Origin of the sequence: Paraburkholderia sp. LEh10 (assembly GCF_017814945.1) — a bacterium.
GTDB lineage: Bacteria > Pseudomonadota > Gammaproteobacteria > Burkholderiales > Burkholderiaceae > Paraburkholderia.
The window spans coordinates 1-21,843 of sequence record NZ_JAGIPX010000089.1 but is presented as its reverse complement, the minus strand read 5'-3'; the positions used below and the strand labels follow the sequence as shown (position 1 = coordinate 21,843).

Sequence of the window (21,843 nt, the reverse complement as noted above, 5' to 3'; positions counted from 1 at the left end):
CCGCACACGATTCAAGAAAATTCCGCCGTCGATTTCCCCAACAATAGGCGGAGATTTCGCAATATAACAAATTAAGAGTTAACCCATATCAGCGACCAGCCGGTCCGTCGAAACTCACCGAACGCAATATTCTTGCGCACCCACCGGCATGAGCGAATGCGCGAAACCCAACGCCGACACAACCGTCTGCGTGAGCACGATTATCGACGCTTATTTGCGGCTTTTATCTGACCGATCTTCGACGAAATTGGTTGGCGCTTCTGTTTTTGCCGTTTTGCTTTTTCGTAATTTTTTGAGGCGTGAAAAACTTGAATTACATAATGCAATCTCAAGACAATGATGCGGCGCATATCAGGCACCGGGACATTTCGGATGTGCCCGCCGCCGCCGCGCGGCTGATCGCTGGCATCGTCATGTCCTGCTCGATGGCGACAACGGCTCATGCGAGCGTTTTGGCTGGGAACGGCGCGGTTTCGATCGACGCGACGGGCATTGCGGTGGGAGACACCGCGTTCGCCGGCGGCGTGGATTCCGTCGCAATCGGCGATACATCGACTGCGACAGGCAACAACGCGACCGCATTCGGCGCGCACGCGCGGGCGATGGCAGGCGCATCCACGGCACTCGGCGACACGGCCCAGGCCAACGCGTTTCAGTCACTCGCGCTGGGTGCGAACTCGATGGCGACCTTCGCCAACAGCATCGCGCTGGGCTCAGGCTCGGTGACGCTGTTCGGGGCCCAGATCGGCTACACGGCGTTCGGCTTGAGCACGCCGCAAACGTCCTCCGGCGAAGTCAATGTCGGCAACCGCACGATCAGCACCCTCGCACCAGGACGTGCGGACCAGGACGCCGTCAACGTCGCGCAACTGAAGGCGGTCTCCAACCGGTTCGACGGCGAGTTGAGCGCGATGACGAAACGTGTGGACGGTGCAGTCATGTACGACCGCAACGGGGACGACACAATCAACTACGACAGCATTACGCTACGCGGCAATTCCGCGGCGGGTGGCACGCAAATCCACAACCTCGCCGATGCCGTCGATGCGCACGATGCCGTGAACCTCGGTCAGTTGACGACCTTGCTAGGCAATGCCGTTGGCAATGTCACGGTCCAGAATGTGACGCTCAACACCTCGAATCCGCTATTCAGCGCCGAAGGCACGCCATCCGCCGACTCCGCGCTCGCCAGCGGCGCCCATTCGATCGCGGCGGGCGCGCATGCGCAGGCTGGCGGCACGAACGCCGTCGCGTTCGGCACCGGTTCGAACGCGAGTGTGGACAACGCCATTGCGCTCGGCGCCGCTGCGAACGCGAGCGCGAGCAACTCGGTGGCGCTCGGCGCGGGTTCGAATGCGAGCGCCGACAATTCCGTGGCGCTCGGCCAGGGCTCGGTCGCCGATCGAGCGAGCACGGTGTCCGTCGGTGCGGCAGGACAGGAGCGGCAAATCGCGAACGTCGCGGCCGGCGTCGCGGGCACGGATGCCGTCAATGTGAACCAGTTGGGCCAAAGCATGAACAATGCAGTCGGTCAGGCGAAGACCTATACCGACGACCAGGTGCGCTCAGCCCGCAAAGACGGCTACGGCGGCGCAGCTGCGGCGATCGCGATGGCCGGCCTTCCGCAAGCGGTGCTGCCGGGCCGCGGCATGGTCGCGCTGTCGGCTGGCACGTATGGCGGGCAATCGGCCATGGCGCTCGGCGTGTCGCAGCTATCTGATACGGGTAAGTGGGTCTACAAGCTACAGGGCACAGCGAGTACGCGCGGTGAGCTTGGCGCTTCGATCGGTGCCGGCATGCACTGGTAATCCATGCCGCGCGTCACCGCGGTTCAGGCTGGACGCGCCAAAAATCACAAGGTGTGATTTTTGGCGCAATACGAAGCCGATACGATGCGAGCATCGCGACCCATGTCGTCACCGCTGCATCGACTCCCAGACCTTGTAGAGCCGCTTGACTGAAACGGGCATCGGCGTGCGCAGCTCCTGCGCAAAAAGGGACACGCGCAGTTCTTCGAGCAGCCAGCGGAACTCGGCCAGTCTCGTATCGGGCACCCCGCCCCGCTGCGCGAGCGCTCGCTGGTAGTGCTGTGCGAGCGGCTGCAGCTCGGCAAACTGACGCGCGTCGCGCGCCGGGTCCGCCTTCAGCTTGTCGATGCGCAGCGCAATGCCCTTCAGATAGCGCGGGAAGTGTGTCAGCTGTGCGTACGGCGTTTCGACGATAAAGCGCTTGCCGATCAGCGCATCCAGTTGATTCTGCATGTCCGCGTATGCTGCGGCGAACGGCTTCGCCTGCGCCAGCTTTTTGACGACGGCCGAGTACTCGCCAAGAATCTGTCCAACGAGGCGGGCAATCTCTTGCGCGAGTAACGTCAGCCGGCTGCGGCCTTCGTCCTTGCGAGCGTGGAAGCTCGCGTCGTCGTCGGGCAGCGGGTCTTGCAGACACGCGCGGTCGAGCGCCATATCGATCAACTGATCGCGCAGCTCTTCCTGGGTGCCGCGTGGCATGAACTGCATTGCCATTTCGCGCAGACCCGGCAGATTCTTTTCGAGGTACTTGATCGGCTCGCGCAACTGCAATGCGAAGAGCCGCCGCAAGCCCGCACGATGGATACGCGCGGCCTCGTCCGGCGAATCGAACACTTCGACGTCACAATGCGCGCCGCGATCGACGAGCGCCGGATAGCCGAACAGCGTCTGTCCGCCACGGCGGATTTCGAGCAACTCGGGCAGCTTGCCGAAGTTCCACGTCGTCAGATTTTCATAGAGGGCTGTTGCGGGCGCAGCGGCGTCGGCGGCCGCCGGCGTATGCGGCGCGCTTGCGGCTGCACGCGCGCCGCCGCCAACGCTCGCGCCGCGCGTATCCGCGCCCGCTGCGCCGCCGCGCGCCGACGCGTCACCGCCGCCCGACACCACATTCGCCAGCGCGGCCCCGGCCGCGCTGGCTGCAATCTTCTGGAAATGCTGCTGCGCCTGCCCGCCCAGTTCCGAGCGCAATTGCGACAGATTGCGGCCCATCGCGAGCTGGCGTCCGTGCTCGTCGATCACCTTGAAGTTCATGAACAGATGCGGCGCGAGAGTTTCGAGCTTGAAGTCCGATTGCTTCATCGCGATCTGCGTCTGTTCGCGAACATCGGCGATCAGCGTATCGAGCAGACTGCCCGCGCCGAATTTCGGCCCGGCGTGCCGGTCGGCGAAGCCCGCCGCATATTCCGGCAAAGGCACGACATGACGGCGCAGCTTTTGCGGCAGCGATTTCAACAACAATTGCGTCTTCTCTTTCAGCATGCCCGGCACGAGCCACTCGATCCGCCGCGCATCCACCTGGTTCAACGCGTACAGCGGCACGGCGAGCGTGACGCCATCGCGCGGCGAGCCCGGCTCGAAGTGGTACGTCAACGCCATATCGACGCCCGCCATTGTCAGCCGCTTCGGAAACAGGTCCGTCGTGACGCCGGCGGCCTCGTGACGCATCAGATCGTCGCGCGACAGATACAGCAGGCGCAGCTTGTCTTCCTGCTGCCCGCTCTTCTTCACTTCGTCGCGATACCAGCGCTCGAACGCCGCGCCCGTATAGATGCCGTTGGGAATCGCCTGATCGTAGAAGCCGTAGATCAACTCGTCATCGACCAGCACGTCCTGACGGCGCGACTTGTGTTCGAGCTGTTCGATATCGGCGAGCAGCTTGCGGTTGTGCGCGAAGTACGCGAGCTTCGTGTCGAACTCGCCCTCGACCAGCGCGCCGCGAATGAACAACTCCCGCGCGCGTGCCGGGTCCTGCTTGCCGAAGCTCACGCGCCGCCGGTGATAGACGGGCAAGCCGTATAGCATCGCACGCTCGAATGCCGTGACTTGCGCCGCGCGCTTTTCCCAGTGCGGCTCGGACAGCGACTTCTTCAACAGATGCGCGCCCACCCGCTCGACCCATTCCGGCTCGATCTTCGCGATGCAGCGCGCGTACAGCCGGCTCGTCTCGACGAGCTCCGCCGCCATCACCCATTTGCCCGCCTTTTTCACGAGCGCCGAGCCTGGCCACAGATAGAACTTGATGCCGCGCGCGCCGAGGTAATACGGCTCGTCGTCGGCTTTCAGGCCGATATTGCCGAGCAGGCCCGTGAGCAACGCGAGGTGGATCTGCTCGAAGGTCGCTTCGCTTTCGTTCAGACGCCAGCCGTGCTCGCGCACGACCGTCAGCAGTTGCGAGTGGACATCGCGCCATTCGCGCAGACGCAGATGCGACAGAAAATTCTGCCGGCACGCGTCGGTCAGCTGCCGGTTCGACTTCTTGTGCGCGACGGCCTCTTCGAACCACGCCCAGATCTTCAGCCACTGCAAAAACTCGGAGCGCTCGTCGGCGAATTTGCGATGCGCCTGGTCGGCCTGCTCCTGCGCGTCGATCGGGCGATCGCGCGGGTCCTGCACGGACAGCGCGCTCGCGATGACCAGCACCTCCGCGAGCGACTGCTGGTCGCGCGCGGCGAGGATCATCCGGCCAACGCGCGGGTCGAGCGGCAGACGCGCGAGTTCGCGGCCGAGCGGCGTAAGTGCGTTGTCGTCGTCGACGGCGCCGAGCTCGTTGAGCAACTGGTAGCCGTCGGCGATCGCGCGTCCGGGCGGCGGCTCGATGAACGGGAAGGTTTCGATTGCCGTCAGATGCAGCGACTTCATTCGCAGGATCACGGACGCGAGCGACGAGCGCAGAATCTCCGGGTCCGTGAAGCGCGCACGCGCCTGGAAACCGGCTTCGTCATAGAGACGAATGCAGATGCCGTCGGCCACGCGCCCGCATCGCCCTGCCCGCTGATTCGCGGCCGCCTGCGAAATCGATTCGACCTGCAACTGCTCGACCTTGTTGCGGTACGAGTAGCGCTTCACGCGGGCGAGCCCCGTGTCAATCACGTAGCGAATGCCGGGCACCGTCAGCGACGTTTCCGCGACGTTGGTTGCGAGCACGATGCGCCGCGCGTTCGACGGTCGGAACACACGCTCCTGCTCCGCCGCCGACAGCCGCGCGAACAGCGGCAAGATTTCCGTGTGCGGCGGATGGTGCTTGCGCAGCGCTTCCGCGGCGTCGCGGATCTCGCGTTCACCGGGCAAGAAGATGAGCACGTCGCCTGGGCCTTCGCGGCACAGTTCGTCGGCGGCCTCGACGATCGCGTCCATCAGATCGCGATCGGCCTCGCGCTGCGATTTCGGACGATCCGCACGATCCCCGCGCTCCCGGCCCGTATTACCTTCGGCCGCTTTCACGGCGGGCGAATCTTCCGCGACGGGCCGATAGCGCACTTCGACGGGGTAAAGCCGTCCGCTCACCTCGATCACGGGCGCGGGTTTCTCGTCGCTGCCGAAGTGGCGCGCGAAACGGTCTGCATCGATGGTCGCCGACGTCACGATCAGTTTCAGATCCGGCCGCTTCGGCAAGATCTCCTTCAGATAGCCGAGCAGAAAATCGATGTTCAGGCTGCGCTCGTGCGCTTCGTCGATGATCAGCGTGTCGTAGGCCTTCAGCAGCGGATCGGTCTGGGTTTCCGCGAGAAGGATGCCGTCCGTCATCAGCTTGATGGACGCGCCCGGCGCGAGATTGTCGGTGAAGCGCACCTTGTAGCCGACCACTTCGCCAAACGGCGTGCCGAGCTCTTCCGCGATACGCCGGCCCGTCGCCGATGCCGCAATCCGGCGCGGCTGCGTATGGCCGATCAGGCCGCTGCCGCCGGCGCCGAGCCCGCGGCCGAGCGCGAGACAGATTTTCGGCAACTGCGTGGTCTTGCCCGAGCCCGTCTCGCCGCTGACGATCACGACCTGATTGCTTGCAATCGCGCGCGCGATCTCGTCGCGCCTGCCCGACACGGGCAGCGCTTCGGGAAACGTGATGGGCGGAACGGGATTCGGCTCGACGACGCGCGCGGGCTTGCGTGATTCACGCGGGGCATTGCGCTGTTTTTCACTGGCCGGCTGGGCGCTGGCGCGTGCGTTCTCCTGATCGCCGGGCTGTTGTACGGTTGCGCCGCCATGGTGATCCGGCGCACGCCTCGGCTGCTGGTTCGCCTGCCGGTTTGGCTGCTGGTTCGCCTGCCGGTTCGGCTGCCGGTTCGGCTGCTCGTTAGACGGCTTGTGCGCCTGCCGGCGCGGCGCTTCGCGCTGCTGCTCGCCGGGTTCGCCGCGTTGGCGTTTTTTCGCGTCGCCATGCCCCGGCGCCGCACGCGGCGCATTTGCGACAGTTGCAGAATCGTCACGACGCGGCGTCTGCCCGCGAGCGTCGCGCGTCGCAGGCTGATGGCCGCGCGGCGTGCCGTTCGCGGCATCTTTTGCCGCGTCATCGGCTGCGTTTTTCGTATCGGCTCCAGCGGAGCTTTTGGGTACATTCGACATGGGGGCGCATTATAATCCGGGGCATGAATTCCCAAACCGACCTCGTCCCCACGCCCGCCAGTCCGCCGGTCTCGTCCAGCGACGCGGAAACCCTTTCGCAGCACGCGCAATTCGTCGACTGGATGCGATCGGTCGCGCCGTATATCCACGCGTTCCGAGACAAGACATTCGTCGTCGGCTTCGGCGGCGAGGTCGTGCATCAGGGGCTGCTCAACGCGCTCGTCTCCGACATCGCGATGTTGCAGGCCATGGGTATCCAGATCGTGCTCGTGCATGGCTCGCGTCCGCAAGTGGAAGAGCAGATGAGCCTGCACGGTGTCGAGTCCGAGTTTTCGCACGGCATGCGCATCACCGATGCGCGCGCGCTCGAATCCGCGAAGGAAGCGGCGGGCGAAGTGCGTCTCGACATCGAGGCCGCGATCAGCCAGGGCTTGCCGAACACGCCGATGGCGCACGCGCACATCAGCGTGGTGTCGGGCAACTTCGTGACGGCGCGTCCCGTCGGCATTCTGGACGGGGTCGATTTCCAGCACACAGGTGTCGTGCGCAAGATCGATGCCGAGTCGATCCGTCATTCGCTCGCGAGCCGCAAGCTCGTGCTGCTCTCGCCGCTCGGCTTCTCGCCGACGGGTGAGGCGTTCAATCTGTCGATGGAAGACGTTGCGTCAGCGGCCGCGATTGCGCTGCGCGCCGACAAGATCGTGTTTCTCACCGAAACGGACGGGCTGCTCGACGAGGAAGGGGCGCTGATCCGCGAACTGTCGCTCGACGACGCGTACCGGCTGCACGAAAGCGGCGCAGTGACGGGCGACGCGGGCTTCTACCTGAAGCATTCGATCCGCGCGTGCCGCGGCGGCGTCGCGCGTGCGCATATCATCCCGTACGCGCTCGACGGCAGCCTGCTGCTGGAACTGTTCTTGCACGACGGCGTTGGCACGATGATCTCGTACGAAAATCTCGAAAGCCTGCGCGAAGCGTCGCCCGACGACGTCGGCGGCATCCTCACGCTGATCGAGCCGCTGGAAACGGACGGCACGCTCGTGCGGCGCGGACGTCACCAGATCGAGCGCGACATCGACCATTTCTCGGTGATCGAGCACGACGGCGTTCTGTTCGGCTGCGCGGCGCTCTATCCGTACACGCAGGAACGCATCGGCGAGATGGCGTGTCTGACGGTCGCGCCCGAAGCGCAAGGCTCGGGCGACGGCGAGCGGCTCTTGAAGCGCATCGAGCAGCGCGCGCGGGCGCGCGGATTGACGCGCATCTTCGTGCTGACGACGCGCACTGAACACTGGTTCCTGAAGCGCGGCTTCGTGAAGGCCACCGTCGACGACCTGCCCGAAGACCGCCGCCGCCTCTATAACTGGCAGCGCAAGTCGCTCGTGCTGATGAAACAGCTGTGAGCGCTCACAATAACGCGACGCCGTTCCCCATCGATTACAGGAGAAGCACAGCATGACTCGCATGGTTCAATGCACGAAGCTCGGCAAGGAAGCCGAAGGTCTCGATTTCCCGCCGCTGCCGGGCGAACTCGGCAAGCGGATCTACGAGAGCATCTCGAAAGAAGCGTGGCAGCAGTGGCTCAAGCAGCAGACCATGCTAATCAACGAAAACCGCCTGAACATGGCCGATCCGCGCGCGCGCCAGTATCTGATGAAGCAGACGGAGAAGTTCTTTTTCGGCGAAGGCGCCGACCAGGCTTCGGGATATGTGCCACCGGCGCAAGGCTGAGCGCATCCCGTTCACGGAGCCCCGAAAAAAATCCGCGCGATATGCGCGGATTTTTTTCGTCCGCATTCAGCCCACGCAGCCGCAATTTGAACGAAAGGGTTAATCCGAAGCGGCTTTTCCAGCACCTGCTGAATTCCCTCAATCCCGCGCCACGCAAGGGATTGGCGACTTTCCCCGAGCCCTCGCCCGACCGGGCGTTTGCACGATCCTCCGCCATCGTGCTACCATGTCCGTCGTTCTAACAGCATTAACCCTTCATTCCCGTTCAGTTCCTATCCTGGCAATGTGCTCGCCGGGCGCGGATTGAACTGTTTCATACAAGAAGGCTTGTCGGCTGTTCCGTTGCAAGTCGCGTCCGATTGATCGGCGCGATTCAGAGCGACGCCTCACCGGCCTTTTTCGTTTCAAGCTATTCAAGCCTTTTCAAGCGGCGTCAGCGCATTGCGTGCGCGAGCGTCCTCCCGGTATCTGCCCCCCTGCAAGGCCACGCGGATACCAACGTTTAGCAGCAACCAACGAGTGCATTTTCGCGATGACCTCGCAATGCACGGGCGACACTTTTTCTGCGCGAGTGCTATGCACGTTTGCGCGGTACGCCCGGGCCGGGTCTTCATGCGCGCCAGGCAACACGCGCTGGCCGTTCGCGAAACTGCACTTCCAGCAATCCGTGGCGGAGCGCTTTGGCGTTCGGCCGCAGTCATAGGAGTTTTCACCTTGACCGCTTCCAGCAACGGCTTCTGGCAACACAAAAACAACGACGACAGTCTCACCCTCGACGACATCACCGTCGTCGACAACGCCCTCCTCAAGCGTGCCGTCGGCGCAATGGCGCTCGGCAATGCGATGGAATGGTTCGACTTCGGCGTGTACAGCTACATCGCCGTGACCCTCGGCAAAGTGTTCTTCCCGTCGAGCAGCCCGTCCGCGCAGTTGATCGCGACGTTCGGCACGTTCGCGGCGGCGTTTCTCGTGCGCCCGATCGGGGGCATGGTGTTCGGTCCCCTCGGCGACAAGATCGGCCGTCAGCGCGTGCTTGCGATGACGATGATCATGATGGCGGCCGGCACGTTCGCGATTGGCCTGATTCCGGGCTATAGCTCGATCGGCATTCTCGCGCCCGCGCTGCTGCTCGTGGCGCGCCTCGTGCAGGGCTTTTCGACGGGCGGCGAGTATGGCGGCGCGGCAACCTTCATCGCCGAGTTCTCGACCGACCGCCGCCGCGGCTTTGCGGGCAGCTTCCTCGAATTCGGCACGCTGGTCGGCTATATCCTCGGCGCGGGAACGGTCGCGGTGCTGACGGCGTCGCTGTCGCAGGAAGCGCTGTTGTCGTGGGGCTGGCGCGTGCCGTTCTTCATCGCGGGGCCGCTGGGCCTGGTCGGCCTGTACATCCGGATGAAGCTCGAAGAGACGCCCGCCTTCAGGAAAGAAGCGCAAGCGCGTGAAGCCGACGAGAAGTCGCGCCCGAAGCAGACGTTCGTCGAGTTGCTCGCGCAGCAGTGGAAGCCGCTCTTGCAGTGCGTCGGCCTCGTGCTGATCTTCAACGTCACCGACTACATGGCGCTGTCGTATCTTCCGAGCTACTTGTCGGCGACGCTGCACTTCAACGAATCGCACGGCCTGTTCCTCGTGCTGCTCGTGATGGTGCTGATGATGCCGATGACGCTCTATGCGGGCCATCTGTCGGACAAGATCGGCCGCAAGCCCGTGATGATGCTCGGTTGCGTGGGCCTGTTCGTGCTGTCGATTCCCGCGTTGCTGCTGATCCGCACGGGCGCGGTGCTTCCCGTGTTCGGCGGCCTGCTGATTCTCGGCGCGTTGCTGTCGACGTTCACGGGCGTGATGCCGTCGTCGCTGCCCGCCCTCTTTCCGACGAAGATCCGCTACGGCGCGCTAGCGATCGGCTTCAATGTGTCGGTGTCGCTGTTCGGCGGCACGACGCCGCTCGTGAGCGCGTGGCTCGTCGATCGCACGGGCAACCTGATGATGCCCGCGTACTACCTGATGGGCGCATCGGTGGTCGGCATCGTGTCCGTGCTCGCGCTGCGCGAGACGGCGCGCAAGCCGCTGCCTGGCTCCGGCCCGTGCGTGGCCAGCCGGGCTGAAGCGCATGCCGTGCTGCGCGGCGAGCGTGAAGCCGCCGAAACCGAGGAAGCGTACGCCGCGGCGGCAGCCGTGCGCGCATAAGCGCTGCCCGCTCGCGCATCGAACGAGGACGGGTCAGCTTCGGCTGACCCGTTTTTTCATGCCGTCAGCGTATGCAGCGTCGCCTCGACGTGCGCGCCGGCGATCGTCAACCTGCCCGCCGATATCGGCAGCTTGAAACGCCGCGGTCCCGCGCTGCCCGGATTGACGAACAGAACGCCGTCGCGCTCGACAATCGACGGCTTGTGTGAGTGCCCCGTCACGACGACGCGCACGCCCGCATCATGCAGATTGCGCGGCATGTCGTCGATATCGTGGACGACGAGGATCTTCACCTGCTGCACATCGAGCGTCGCGTGCGTCGGGATCGATGCCGCCCACTCGCCCGTGTCGTTGTTGCCGCGCACGACCGTCAACGGCGCGATCTGCGCGAGCGCGTCGAGAACCGCCCGGTTGCAGATGTCGCCCGCGTGAATGATCGCGTCGCATCCCGCGAGCCAGGCCAGCGCCTCCGGGCGCACCAGGTTGTGCGTATCGGAGATCAAACCGATGCGGGATGATCGGGCGCGGCGTGTCGCCATCAGCGGTACCTGCAGGTCAACTGGACATAAGCAGCATCCGTCATTCCTTGACGAGCTGCTCGATGCGGCTGTCGGGCACGAGCCACATCACTGCGCAAAACGTGTACAGCGCCGCCGACATCCACGGCACGACGAACGCCAGCGCCACGCCCGCCAGATAGATGACGACGGAAATCTTGCCCTTGAAGTCGCGGCCGAGCGCGCGCGCAATTGTCGAGTCGGGCCCGTGTTGACGGATCAGCACATGCGTGAGAATGAAGTACGCGATCGCGCACATGAACAGGTCGAGTCCGTACAGTGCCGTCGGCCATGCGGCCAGTTGGCTCTCGCCTATCCAGTGCGTGATGGCGGGCAACAGCGACAGCCAGAACAGCAGATGCAGGTTCGCCCACAGCACGCCGCCCGTCACCTTCTGCACGGCGTGGAACATGTGATGATGGTTGTTCCAGTAGATGCCGACATAGAGAAAGCTCAGCACATAGGCCAGAAACACGGGGATCATGGGGCGCAGCGCTTCGAGCTCGAAGCCCTCCGGCACTTTGAGTTCGAGGACCATGATCGTGATGATGATTGCGATCACGCCATCGCTGAAGGCTTCGACTCGTCCTTTGCCCATCTGTCCGGTTCCCGTTGCGGATAGGGTTGTCAATCGACGCATGCGAGGCCATGCGCCGCCGCAGCCGATTATCCGCGATCACAGGCCCGCATGTCGACGATCGTCAAATGCGGTTGTGCACCCGTCGCTCGATCAGGACCGCTCAGCGCTCATGATAAATAGCGAGCCACACGGTCTGCTCCTGCGCATGCGTCCACGCGACGCGATGCCGGCAATGGGGCTCGATCAGCACATAGTCGCCGGGACGCATATCGTGCAGCGTCGCGTCCTCTTCGAATTCGAGCACGGCCGCGCCCGACAGCAGCACGACCCATTCGGCGCGCGAGTCGTCGTACCAGAACCCTTCGGGACTCGCGTGCCCCATCGATACGATGCGTTCCACGTTCAGACGCTGCCCGGTGACGAGCACGTCGATCCGTTCCGCGCCGCCGCGGCCCGGCTCGCCGCTGAACAGATTCCCCGTTTGCAGCTCCATCTTCGCACCTCGCTTCAGCGAAACCTCGGGCCTATTTCAGGGGACCCAGACCGTCGAGCAGCGTCGGAACCAGCTCGCTGATGGTCGGGTGGATGTGCATTGCGAATTGCAGCGTCGTGTATGGCGCGCGCGCCGTCATGATGTCGATGAAAGTATGGATCGCTTCGTCGCCGTCGACGCCGAGTATCGTCGCGCCGAGTATCTGCTTCGATTGCCCGTCGACGAGCACTTTCATGAAGCCGTCGGTCTCGCCTTTCTCCCGCGCGCGGCCGACGCGCGTCATCGGCATCGTGGCAATCAGCGCGTCACGCCCCGACTTACGCACTTCGCTCTCGGACATGCCGACTCGCGCAAGCGGCGGATCGACGAACACCGCATACGCGATGATGCGATCGTCTACGCTGCGCTTGCCGCCATCGAAGAGATTCGCCGAGACGATCTGAAAGTCGTCATAGGACGTATGAGTGAACGCGCCGCGACCATTGACGTCGCCGATCGCCCAGATGCCCGGCACATTCGTGCGCAACTGGCCGTCGACGGGGATCGTGCCGTGCTGGTCGACGGCGATGCCTGCCGCGTCGAGGCAGAGATCGTCGGTATTCGGACGGCGGCCTGTCGCGAACAGCAGATGCGATGCGTCGAGCGGCGCGGCGTCGCCGCCGAACAAGATGCGCACGCCTTCGCCGTTCTCGCGCAACGGCTCGACGCGCGACGGCTCAGCGCCAAAGCGGAACTCGACGCCTTCGCGCGCGAGCACCTGCTGCACATTGCGCGCGAAGTCTTCGTCCTCGCGCGTCAGCACGCGCGCGCCGCGCACGAGCATCGTCACGCGGCTGCCGAAACGGCGAAACACCTGCGCGAATTCGAGCGCGATATAGCTGGCGCCGACGATGACCAGATGCTTCGGCAGTTCAGTCAGATCGAGCAGCGTCGAGTTCGTGTGGTAACGGATGCGCTCGATGCCATCGAGCCGTGGAATGACGGCGCGCGTGCCCGTGTTGATGAAGATCTCTTCGGCCTGCAGTTCGGCGAGCACGTTGCCGCTGTCGGGATGGGTGACGCTCAGCGCATGCGGGCCCGTGAAGCGCGCATGCCCTTTGAAAACGGTGACGTTGTCCGTTGTGCGCAGCCAGCGTTCGACGCCGTCGCGCGATTGGCCGATGATTTTGTCCTTGCGCGCCTTCACTTGCGCGAGATCGACCGTGACTTCGCCCGCGACGCGCACACCGTAATCTGCCGCGCGGCGCGCGACGTGCGCGGCGCGCGCACTCGCCACATACGCTTTGGTCGGCGTGCAGCCGACGTTCACACAGGTGCCGCCGAACTTCTCGCGCTCGATCACGGCCGTCTTGCGTCCGTTGTTCGCGAGACGCACGGCGAGGGGCGAACCGCCCTGTCCCGTGCCGATGACGATGGCGTCGAAATGCTCAGGCATGGCCGACCTCCCAAACGCGTGTGCGAGTCGGTCATCTTACGCCTGGGTGATGTGTATCGAAGTGTGAGGTCGCGAATCCTTGTGGGATCGTTGTGGGTCGGCTGGGCAGTCATGCCGCGCGCGTTGCGCGATCAGGCGTCGCAGTGATGCAGCGAGCAGATCAGTTCGCGCGAGCGTTGCAGCGCGGCGCGCGCGCCATGCGTCGCGACGACGAACCCTGCCTGACTCAGATTGAAGTCCACCTGAACCATGATCTGGATGAGCGACACCATCGGCAGCACCACTGCCGGATGATAAAGCTGTCGTTCGATGATCGCTCTCATGGCCCACCTCCATCATTGCGGCGCCGCGGATTGCATCGCGGCGCCCCATCTGCATACGAATTTCGATGGAGTGGATTGTAGAGACTGGACAGTTAGGGATAAATGAGCTAAACGCGAAGTCACTTGTCGGCGGAGTAGAACAATCCGCAAACGGCTCGCGGGGCCGTATCCCCCGCTTTGCCCACCGCCCGCGCAACCTGCCCGTCCCACCGCCCGCGCCCTTTACGCCGTCGTCATTCGAGCGGCGCGGCGACGAATTCGGGCAATGCCTCGGCCCGCGCCGAGAAAGACGCGAGCGCGGGAAAGCGGCCCGGATCGACGATGCCCGGCAGCATGAACTGCTGGAATCGCCATACGACGGCAAGGGTGATATCCGGCTGCATCAGGCGCTCGCCGAACAGCCAGCCGCCTTCCTCGCTGCCGTCGGAGCCCCGGATGGCTTTCTCCAGATGGTCGTACGCAGCGAACAGTTGCGTCTGGACCCGCTCGATCCACGGCTGATGCCGACGCTCGGCGGGCCGCAGATTCACCTCGTAGACGTTCTGCATCGTCTTCTCGCACGCGGCGAGCGCGAAGCCGATCAGATTCAGCGCCCGGATGCGCTCGCCCGTTCCGGCCGGCATCAGGCGCTTTTCCGGCGGGCTCAGATGGTCCAGATAATCGAGGATCAGCGACGAATCGATCAGCATCGTGCCGTCGTCGAGGATGACGGTCGGCGCCTTGACCACCGGATTGACCTTCGAGAACTCGTCGAAGTGGCGAAACACCGATACGCTGCGGTACTCGAACGGAAGGCCGAGCACGGCGAGCGAAATGGCGACGCGGCGGACATACGGTGAATCCATCATGCCGATCAGTTGCATCCTGCTTTCTCCCATGGTGTGTTGGTCACTGCGCGCTACTGTAGACGAATGGCCATTCGCTGGCGATGCTCTTGCGCTGCGGGGGTTCCGCCCGTCTCTTACACTGATCCGCCGTCCGCCGTCACTGCCGCGCGAAAAAGCGCAGAAAGAGCAGTGCGGAAAAAGCGGCGCAAAAAAATTCTTGATCCCGCGAATCCGTTTTCGGGTCCGCCGCCTCTTAGCTGCCGAGGGACGTCCTCGAACAAGCGTAGGAGCAAGCGATGTTTTATATGAAGAATGTGCCGATGTTGGAAAGAATCATGCGCGTGGTTGCGGGCATGGCGATCGCCATGCTGTCGATCGCGTACTGGACGCGACCCGTCGGCATCGTCGTCGCGATTGCGGCGCTCGGGATCGTCGTATCGGGGCTCGTGGGCTTCTGCCCGGCGTGCGCGCTGGTCGGGCGGCGTCTGAAGAAGGCGCAGACGCGCGCCTCGCAAGCGCAGGCAAAGGGCTGACATGCAGGCAAGCCTTGCCGCGGCTGAGCAGCGTCTCGAAACCGTGACGGCGGCGCGTTCAGGTGATCCCGCCGCGCTCGAGCGCTTGCTCAGGCTCTATCAGCCCGACATCCGCCGCTATGCGCAACGCCACTGCATGATCTCCGACGTCGACGACGCCGTGCAGGAAGTGCTGTGGATCGTGTCGCGCAAGATCGGCTCGGTGCGGGCGCTGGCGGCGTTTTCGGGTTGGCTGTTCGCCGTGGTCCGGCGCGAGTGCCGGCGCCTCGGGCGCCGTGCGTTCGACTTTGATCCCTATGATGAGGAACGCGTCGACCGCTGGCTCATGACGCGCACCAGCGACACGCTGCGCCTCGAACTCGTGGCCGCGCTGGAATCGTTGCCCGCGGACTATCGCGATGTGATCCTGCTGCGCGATTTCGAAGAATTGACGATTGGCGAGATCGCGCAACGGCTCGGGATGACGGTGGCCGCGACTAAGAGCCGCCTGCATCGGGCGCGAACGATGGCGCGGGAATATCTGCTCGCGGAGGTGTGAGCGGAAGGCGACGCGATGGGTGTCCGTGCAGCGGCCGTGCAGGCATCGCAACAGCACCCGGATCTGCGCGTCCGGCTGGGTCACGTCTGGGATCGCCCGGTATCCGCAAGGTTGAGCAAGCCATTCGCTACGGCCTTCCGTCGTGGTCTCACGATGAGCAACATGAGGGTCGCGTGTCACGGGCACAGGGTGATCTGCGTGTGCAATCCGATATCCATGCATTGACGAAAACACGGCGCTCTCCCCGCTTACGTCGGACAGTGCCAGTAGGTTTGCTCCCGGGGTTTCGCTCTACAGCAGGGGCCGCTGGCTTGACGCGCAAGCATGCCCGAAAACTCCCTGATGCGGCTTATGTTATCGGCGCGTGATTCATTAGGCGCCATAGAAACAAAAACCCCGCTCAGCATTAATCTGAGCGGGGCTGTGCAGAGAATTGTCCAAATCGATTGGAGAAGATATGGTGCCGGGGACCGGACTCGAACCGGCAAGCTGTTAAGCGGCGGATTTTCGTCACACCACGTCTTTCGACGCCGTCTGCATCCTACAAGCGAGCAGCAAACGTTCGTGCGCTGGACTATGCCTTCGCCATCGCGATGCAACATGCACCGCCTTAGGCGCCCTCCGTCTAGTCTCTACACCTTCCGCGCCTTCGTCCCGCACCGATGGGAAGAAAGCCGGCTTGGCTCGGCGTTGCCTCGGCCCGCGCAGCGCGCGCTCCAGGGGTTTCGCCGAATTTGAAGGGTTCTGCACCAGCCGTTTCCGGCCGGGCACTCAATGTTTTAAGTCCGCTATGTTTACCAATTTCATCACCCCGGCAGGGCGGACGCGATTCTACCATCGCGCCACGGGCTGACCAAACCAGCGCGAACCCGAGTCGGGCCTACCGTCGTTCCCCGCGCGCATTCATCGACCCGTCACAAAGGTTCCCGATAATCCGTCCACGAAAACGTTTACAACATCGCGCGCAACAGTCACACGAAACGCGACCAGGCTAACGGGAACCCTTACGATGACGCCTACGATCAAGGATGTCGCCGCCCACGCGGGCTTTTCGATTGCGACCGTCTCGCGCGCGATCAACGCGCCGCACACGGTCAATCCCGTCACCCTCGAAAAAGTGCGCCAGTCCATCGACGCCCTCAACTTCCGCCCGAGCCCGCTTGGCCGTCAGTTGCGCGGCGAGCGCTCGCGCCTGATCGGCGTCGTGCTGCCGACGCTCGCCAATCCCGTCTTCGCCGAATGCCTGCAAGGCATCGACGAACTCGCATCCGCGCAAGGCTACCGGCTGATGCTGATGACGACGCAATACGATGCCGACCGCGAGCGCCGCGCGATCGAAACGCTGCGCGAACAGCGCGTCGAAGGCCTGATCCTGACGGTCGCCGACGCCGACACTCACCCGCTGCTCGACGAACTGGACCGCGACGGCATGTTGTATGTGCTGATGCACAACGACACGGTGCGCCGCCCGTCCGTGTCCGTCGACAACCGGCAAGCCGCCTATGACGGCGTACGCATGCTGATCGCGCACGGCCACCGCCGCATCCTGATGCTCGCGGGCACGCTCGCCGCGTCGGACCGCGCACGGCTGCGCCATCTCGGCTACACGCAGGCGATGCAGCAGGCGGGGCTCACACCCGCGCCCGCGCTCGAAATCGACTTCAACGCGGACGAGCTCGCACCCTCCGTCCTCGATCATCTGACGACGGGCGCGAATCGCCCGACCGCCCTCTTCTGCTCGAACGATCTGCTTGCGATGGTCGTGATGCGCGGACTGCGCCGCGCGCGCCTCCAACTGCCCGAAGACATGTCGATACTCGGCTTCGACGGCCTCGCGATGGGCGAGCTGCTGTCGCCGCCGCTCGCAAGCGTCTGCGCGCCGAATCGCGAGATCGGCTGCGCGGCGTGGCAGCGGCTGATCACGCGGCTCGACGGCACGCAGCAGCAAGCAGGCTTCAAAACGGGTTTCAATGCGGGCTTCAATGCCGACTTCAAAGCGGGCTTCAAAGCGGGCTTCAGCGAGACGCTGCAAGCGCCGTCACTGTCGCTGACCTTGCCGCACACGCTGCGCGAAGGCGCGACGATCGCTGCGATCTCCGACACGTCGGGCACATCTTCGAACCGCATCGTCCCCTCGCTCGCGTGAGCGCGACGCCGGCGGCCCCGCACATAACAATCCCCCTTCACCACACACTCTTTTCCATCTTCTGGAGACCTGCCGTGAACCGCCGTTCCTCCATCGGTATCGCAGCGTTGTGCGTCGCGCGCGCGGCGCTCGTTGCATCGTCGTTCGTGCTGACGCTCGGCGCATCGCAATTCGCGCGCGCCGAAGAAACCGCGATCTGCTACAACTGCCCGCCCGAATGGGCCGACTGGGCTAGCCAGATCAAGGCCATCGAGCAAAAGACGGGCATTCGCGTGCCGTTCGACAACAAGAACTCAGGCCAGTCGATCGCGCAACTGATGGCCGAGCAAAAGAGCCCCGTGGCGGACGTCGTGTATCTGGGCGTATCGTCGGCATTCCAGGCGAAGGACAAGGGCGTCATTGCGCCGTACAAGCCCGCGCATTGGAACGACATCCCATCGAACCTGAAGGACCCGCAAGGCTACTGGTTCGCCATTCATTCGGGCACGCTCGGCTTCTTCGTCAACAAGGACGCGCTCGAAGGCAAGCCCGTGCCGCGTTCGTGGGCCGATCTGCTGAAGCCCGAGTACAAAGGAATGATCGGCTACCTCGATCCGTCGAGCGCGTTCGTCGGCTATGCGGGCGCCGTCGCGGTGAATCAGGCCCTCGGCGGCAGCTTCGACAACTTCAGGCCGGGCCTCGACTGGTTCGCGAAGCTCAAGGCCAACCAGCCGATCGTGCCGAAGCAGACGGCCTATGCGCGCGTGCTCTCAGGTGAGATTCCCATCCTGCTCGACTACGACTTCGACGCGTATCGCGCGAAGTACAAGGACCACGCGAACGTCGAGTTCGTGATTCCGAAGGAAGGCACGATCGAGGTGCCGTACGTGATGAGCCTCGTGAAAGGCGCGCCGCACGATGCGAACGGCAAGAAGGTGCTCGATTTCGTGCTGTCGGATGAAGGCCAGAAGCTGTGGGCGAACGCGTATCTGCGCCCCGTGCGCGCGAGCACGATGAGCGCCGATGCCGCCGCGAAGTTCCTGCCCGCGAGCGACTATGCGCGTGCGCATGCCGTCGACTTCGCGAAGATGGCCGGGAAGCAGCAGGCATTCGGCGAGCAGTATCTGCAGGTGATGCATTGAACGACATCACGTTTCCGCTGCGCTGGCGCATCGCGTTGATCGCGCCGGCGCTCGCCGTGTTCATCGCGTTCTGGCTGCTGCCGATGACGGCGCTCTTGCAGGTGAGCGCCGACGGCCATCTGCTGAAGACGTACGGCGCGATGCTCGCGAACACGCGCTACATGAAGAGCCTCATCGCGACAGTCGTGCTGTCGGCGGCCGTGACGGTGACGACGCTCGCGCTCTCCGTGATCTCGGGCTTGCTGCTCGCGCGCCGCGAGTTTCCCGGCAAGCGCACGCTGCTCGCGCTGCTGACGTTTCCGCTCGCGTTTCCGGGCGTCGTCGTCGGCTTCATGGTGATCATGCTGGCGGGCCGCCAGGGACTGATCGGCGCGCTGTCGCTGAAGCTCACGGGCGACAGGTGGGTCTTCGCGTATTCGATGAGCGGCCTCTTTCTCGGCTATTTGTATTTCTCGATTCCGCGCGTGATCGTCACGGTGATGGCGTCGGCGGCGAAGCTCGACGCATCGCTCGAAGAAGCCGCGCGCTCGCTCGGCGCGTCGCCGTGGCGGATCATGTGCGACATCGTGCTGCCCGCGCTGTCGCCTGGGCTGATCGCGGCGGGCGCCGTGTGCTTCGCAACCGCGATGGGCGCGTTCGGCACCGCGTTCACGCTCGCCACCGACATCGACGTGCTGCCGATGACCATCTACAGCGAGTTCACGCTGAACGCGAACATGGTGACGGCGGCGGGTCTGTCGATCGTGCTCGGCATCGTCACGTGGCTCGTGCTGTATGTCGCGCGCAGCGCCAGCGGCTCGGCTGTGGCGGCGACGGCATGATTTCTTTTCCATGTCGAATGAAGACACTCGCATGAATTCCGTTGCCCACGCCACCGATGCGCCGCCCGCAAGCTCCCGGCGGCGCGCGTTCGCCCTGCCCTCGCTGCGCGCGTGGCTCGCCGCGGGCCAATGGCTCGTCACGCTGCTCTTGTGCGCGTTCCTGATCGTGCCCGTCGCGATGTCGATTCTCGCGGGGCTCACGGTCAACTACTTCCAGGGCATCGCGAGCGGTCTTACGCTGCGCTGGCTCGGCGAAGTGTGGACGCAGTATCACGCGTCCGTGTTCCTGTCGCTCGAAGTCGCGCTCGCGACGCTCGCGCTCACGCTGATCACAGGCGTGCCCGCGGGCTACGTGCTCGCGCGCAGCGAGACGCGTCTGTCGCGCATCATCGAAGAGTTTCTCGTGCTCCCCATCGCACTGCCCGGCCTCGCATCGGCGCTCGCGCTGCTCGTCGTATACGGCGGCTTCACGATGTTCCGCACGAGTGTCGCGTTCATCGTCGTCGGCCATGTGGTGTTCACGCTGCCGTTCATGGTGCGCGCCGTCGCCGCCGTGTGCGCGAGCTCGGGGTTGCGCACGCTCGAAGAAGGCGCGGCGAGCCTCGGCGCGGGCTTCTTCCAGCGCTTCATCACGATCGTCTTGCCGAACGTGCGGCCGGGTATCGTCGCGGGGGCGCTGGCCGTCGTCACGCTCTCCATCGGCGAGTTCAACCTCACATGGATGCTGCACACGCCCGAGACGAAAACGCTTCCCGTCGGCCTCGCCGACACGTACGCATCGCTGCGCATCGAGATCGGCAGCGCGTACACGATTCTCTTTTTCATCATGACGATGCCGCTGCTCGTCGCGATGCAATGGCTCGGCGTCGATGCGACGGGCCAGCGCAGCATCAGGAAAAAAGCCCGCGCGAACGATGCGCAACCGACTGCACACGATCCGTCATGAAACTCGATTCGATTCCCATCACGCTGACCCGCTGTGCCAAGACTTTTCGCGGCACGCGCGTGCTCGAGCCGCTCGATCTGTCGATCGGCGCGGGTGAAACGCTCGTGTTGCTCGGCCCGTCCGGCTGCGGCAAGACAACGACGCTGCGCATGATCGGGGGCCTCGAACAACCGGACGCGGGGGGCCGCGTCACATTCGGCGATGAAGACGTCACCGCGCTGCCCATCGAGAAGCGTCAGGTCGGCATGGTGTTCCAGAGCTACGCGCTGTTTCCGAACCTGACGGTGCGCGGCAACATCAACTATGGGCTGAAGATCAAACGCGTGAACGCGGACATTGCGCGGCGACGCGTCGACGAACTGCTCGCAATGATGCGTCTCGCCGATCACGCGGACAAACCCGTCGATCAACTGTCGGGGGGCCAGCGTCAACGCGTGGCGCTGGCGCGCGCGCTCGCACCGCAGCCGCGCGTGCTGCTGCTCGACGAGCCGTTGACGGCACTCGATGCGCGTCTGCGCGACGCGCTGCGCAGCGAGATGAATGCGCTGTTGCGCGAACTCGGGATCACGACGGTCTACGTGACGCACGACCAGGCGGAAGCAATGGAGCTGGGCGAGCGCATCGTCGTGATGAGCGCGGGGCGCATCGAGCAGATCGGCACGCCGCGCGACATCTACTACCGGCCCGCGAACCGCAACGTCGCGCAGTTCGTCGGCAGCATCAATCGCGTGTCGGGGCAGGCGCGCGACGGCGTGCTCGCGACGACGGGCGGCGTGATTCCCCTGCCGCCGACGCACGCGACGCATGTTGCGGGTCATGGCGATGAGGTGTTTTTTCGTCCTGAGGACGCGTGGCTTGCTGATCCGCAGACTGCGCAGTTGCGGGGTGTCGTCGACGCGGCGGCGTTTCTTGGCGAGCGCACGCGGGTGATGGTGCGCGATGCCGCGCCTGATGTCCTGATCGTCGATGTGCCGGGACGTGTTGAATTGGCGCGAGGGACGCCCGTAGGGGTTTCCATCGCGCAGGATGGTTTAATTGCGTTATCGTAAGTGGGTTGTTGTGCTGCGCACGATCACGTTTGTTTTGCCCCTTGCGCGGGCATACGCGATGCGGTTTGTTCTTGCCGCTATCGCTGGCATCCGCGATAGCGCCTCGCGGCGCGAGCGTTGCCCCTGTGCGGGGCGGCACTTACTTTCTTTGCCGCCGCAAAGAAAGTAAGCAAAGAAAGCGGGCTCACACC

Annotated in this window: 18 protein-coding genes; 11 read left to right on the top strand and 7 right to left on the bottom strand. The window is 64.3% G+C overall.

What is annotated here, in order from left to right; genetic code table 11:
- Positions 1 to 320 precede the first annotated feature (320 nt).
- The gene (locus tag J8I87_RS39085; RefSeq protein WP_209937759.1) at positions 321 to 1,808 is read left to right on the top strand and encodes a YadA-like family protein; all 1,488 of its coding nucleotides are present in this window, start codon (positions 321 to 323) and stop codon (positions 1,806 to 1,808) included.
- 108 nt (positions 1,809 to 1,916) lie between these two features.
- On the opposite strand, the gene hrpA is transcribed toward J8I87_RS39085, so the two are convergent.
- Entirely contained in the window at positions 1,917 to 6,368 is a 4,452-nt protein-coding gene (hrpA, locus tag J8I87_RS39080) for an ATP-dependent RNA helicase HrpA (protein ID WP_209937758.1), read from the bottom strand.
- 23 nt (positions 6,369 to 6,391) lie between these two features.
- On the opposite strand from hrpA, the gene argA reads away from it, so the two are divergent.
- From argA to proP, 3 genes are all read left to right on the top strand, one after another.
- Positions 6,392 to 7,771: an amino-acid N-acetyltransferase gene (gene argA / locus J8I87_RS39075; RefSeq protein WP_209937757.1), complete on the top strand. Its 1,380-nt coding sequence runs from the start codon at positions 6,392 to 6,394 to the stop codon at positions 7,769 to 7,771.
- Between the two features lie 52 nt (positions 7,772 to 7,823).
- Positions 7,824 to 8,099 (top strand): oxidative damage protection protein, encoded by a 276-nt coding sequence (locus J8I87_RS39070; protein ID WP_012400884.1) that lies wholly within the window; start codon positions 7,824 to 7,826, stop codon positions 8,097 to 8,099.
- 714 nt (positions 8,100 to 8,813) lie between these two features.
- Positions 8,814 to 10,283: a glycine betaine/L-proline transporter ProP gene (gene proP, locus J8I87_RS39065; protein WP_209937756.1), complete on the top strand. Its 1,470-nt coding sequence runs from the start codon at positions 8,814 to 8,816 to the stop codon at positions 10,281 to 10,283.
- Positions 10,284 to 10,339: 56 nt separating this feature from the next.
- Here the strand turns inward: proP and J8I87_RS39060 are convergent, their stop codons facing one another.
- The 6 genes from J8I87_RS39060 to J8I87_RS39035 form a co-directional block, all read right to left on the bottom strand.
- Positions 10,340 to 10,822: a metallophosphoesterase family protein gene (locus J8I87_RS39060; protein WP_209937755.1), complete on the bottom strand. Its 483-nt coding sequence runs from the start codon at positions 10,820 to 10,822 to the stop codon at positions 10,340 to 10,342.
- A 40-nt stretch (positions 10,823 to 10,862) separates the two neighbouring features.
- Positions 10,863 to 11,438 carry a TMEM175 family protein gene (locus J8I87_RS39055; RefSeq protein ID WP_209937754.1) on the bottom strand — a complete coding sequence of 192 codons (576 nt, stop codon included), beginning with the start codon at positions 11,436 to 11,438 and terminating at the stop codon, positions 10,863 to 10,865.
- A gap of 142 nt (positions 11,439 to 11,580) precedes the next feature.
- Entirely contained in the window at positions 11,581 to 11,913 is a 333-nt protein-coding gene (locus tag J8I87_RS39050) for a cupin domain-containing protein (protein ID WP_209937752.1), read from the bottom strand.
- A 31-nt stretch (positions 11,914 to 11,944) separates the two neighbouring features.
- Entirely contained in the window at positions 11,945 to 13,348 is a 1,404-nt protein-coding gene (locus J8I87_RS39045; RefSeq protein ID WP_209937751.1) for an FAD-containing oxidoreductase, read from the bottom strand.
- A gap of 131 nt (positions 13,349 to 13,479) precedes the next feature.
- A complete protein-coding gene (locus J8I87_RS39040; RefSeq protein ID WP_209937750.1) occupies positions 13,480 to 13,671 on the bottom strand; it encodes a hypothetical protein in 192 nt (63 codons plus the stop codon).
- 233 nt (positions 13,672 to 13,904) lie between these two features.
- The gene (locus J8I87_RS39035; protein ID WP_209937749.1) at positions 13,905 to 14,534 is read right to left on the bottom strand and encodes a glutathione S-transferase family protein; all 630 of its coding nucleotides are present in this window, start codon (positions 14,532 to 14,534) and stop codon (positions 13,905 to 13,907) included.
- A 260-nt stretch (positions 14,535 to 14,794) separates the two neighbouring features.
- On the opposite strand from J8I87_RS39035, the gene J8I87_RS39030 reads away from it, so the two are divergent.
- The 7 genes from J8I87_RS39030 (at position 14,795) to J8I87_RS39000 (ending at position 21,652) form a co-directional block, all read left to right on the top strand.
- Positions 14,795 to 15,031: a DUF2892 domain-containing protein gene (locus J8I87_RS39030; protein ID WP_209937748.1), complete on the top strand. Its 237-nt coding sequence runs from the start codon at positions 14,795 to 14,797 to the stop codon at positions 15,029 to 15,031.
- 1 nt (position 15,032) lies between these two features.
- A complete protein-coding gene (locus tag J8I87_RS39025) occupies positions 15,033 to 15,569 on the top strand; it encodes an RNA polymerase sigma factor (RefSeq protein WP_209937747.1) in 537 nt (178 codons plus the stop codon).
- A gap of 1,009 nt (positions 15,570 to 16,578) precedes the next feature.
- Positions 16,579 to 17,715, top strand: coding sequence for a LacI family DNA-binding transcriptional regulator (locus J8I87_RS39020; protein WP_209937746.1), 1,137 nt, complete (start codon positions 16,579 to 16,581; stop codon positions 17,713 to 17,715).
- Positions 17,716 to 17,789: 74 nt separating this feature from the next.
- Positions 17,790 to 18,836, top strand: a complete 1,047-nt coding sequence (locus J8I87_RS39015; protein ID WP_209937745.1) for an ABC transporter substrate-binding protein — start codon at positions 17,790 to 17,792, stop codon at positions 18,834 to 18,836.
- Positions 18,833 to 19,657 (top strand): iron ABC transporter permease, encoded by an 825-nt coding sequence (locus J8I87_RS39010; RefSeq protein ID WP_209937743.1) that lies wholly within the window; start codon positions 18,833 to 18,835, stop codon positions 19,655 to 19,657. The genes J8I87_RS39015 and J8I87_RS39010 overlap by 4 nt, the downstream gene beginning before the upstream one ends.
- A 31-nt stretch (positions 19,658 to 19,688) precedes the next feature.
- Positions 19,689 to 20,603, top strand: a complete 915-nt coding sequence (locus tag J8I87_RS39005) for an ABC transporter permease (protein ID WP_209937742.1) — start codon at positions 19,689 to 19,691, stop codon at positions 20,601 to 20,603.
- Positions 20,600 to 21,652 carry an ABC transporter ATP-binding protein gene (locus J8I87_RS39000; RefSeq protein WP_209937741.1) on the top strand — a complete coding sequence of 351 codons (1,053 nt, stop codon included), beginning with the start codon at positions 20,600 to 20,602 and terminating at the stop codon, positions 21,650 to 21,652. Before J8I87_RS39005 ends, J8I87_RS39000 begins: the two co-directional genes overlap by 4 nt.
- Positions 21,653 to 21,843 lie beyond the last annotated feature (191 nt).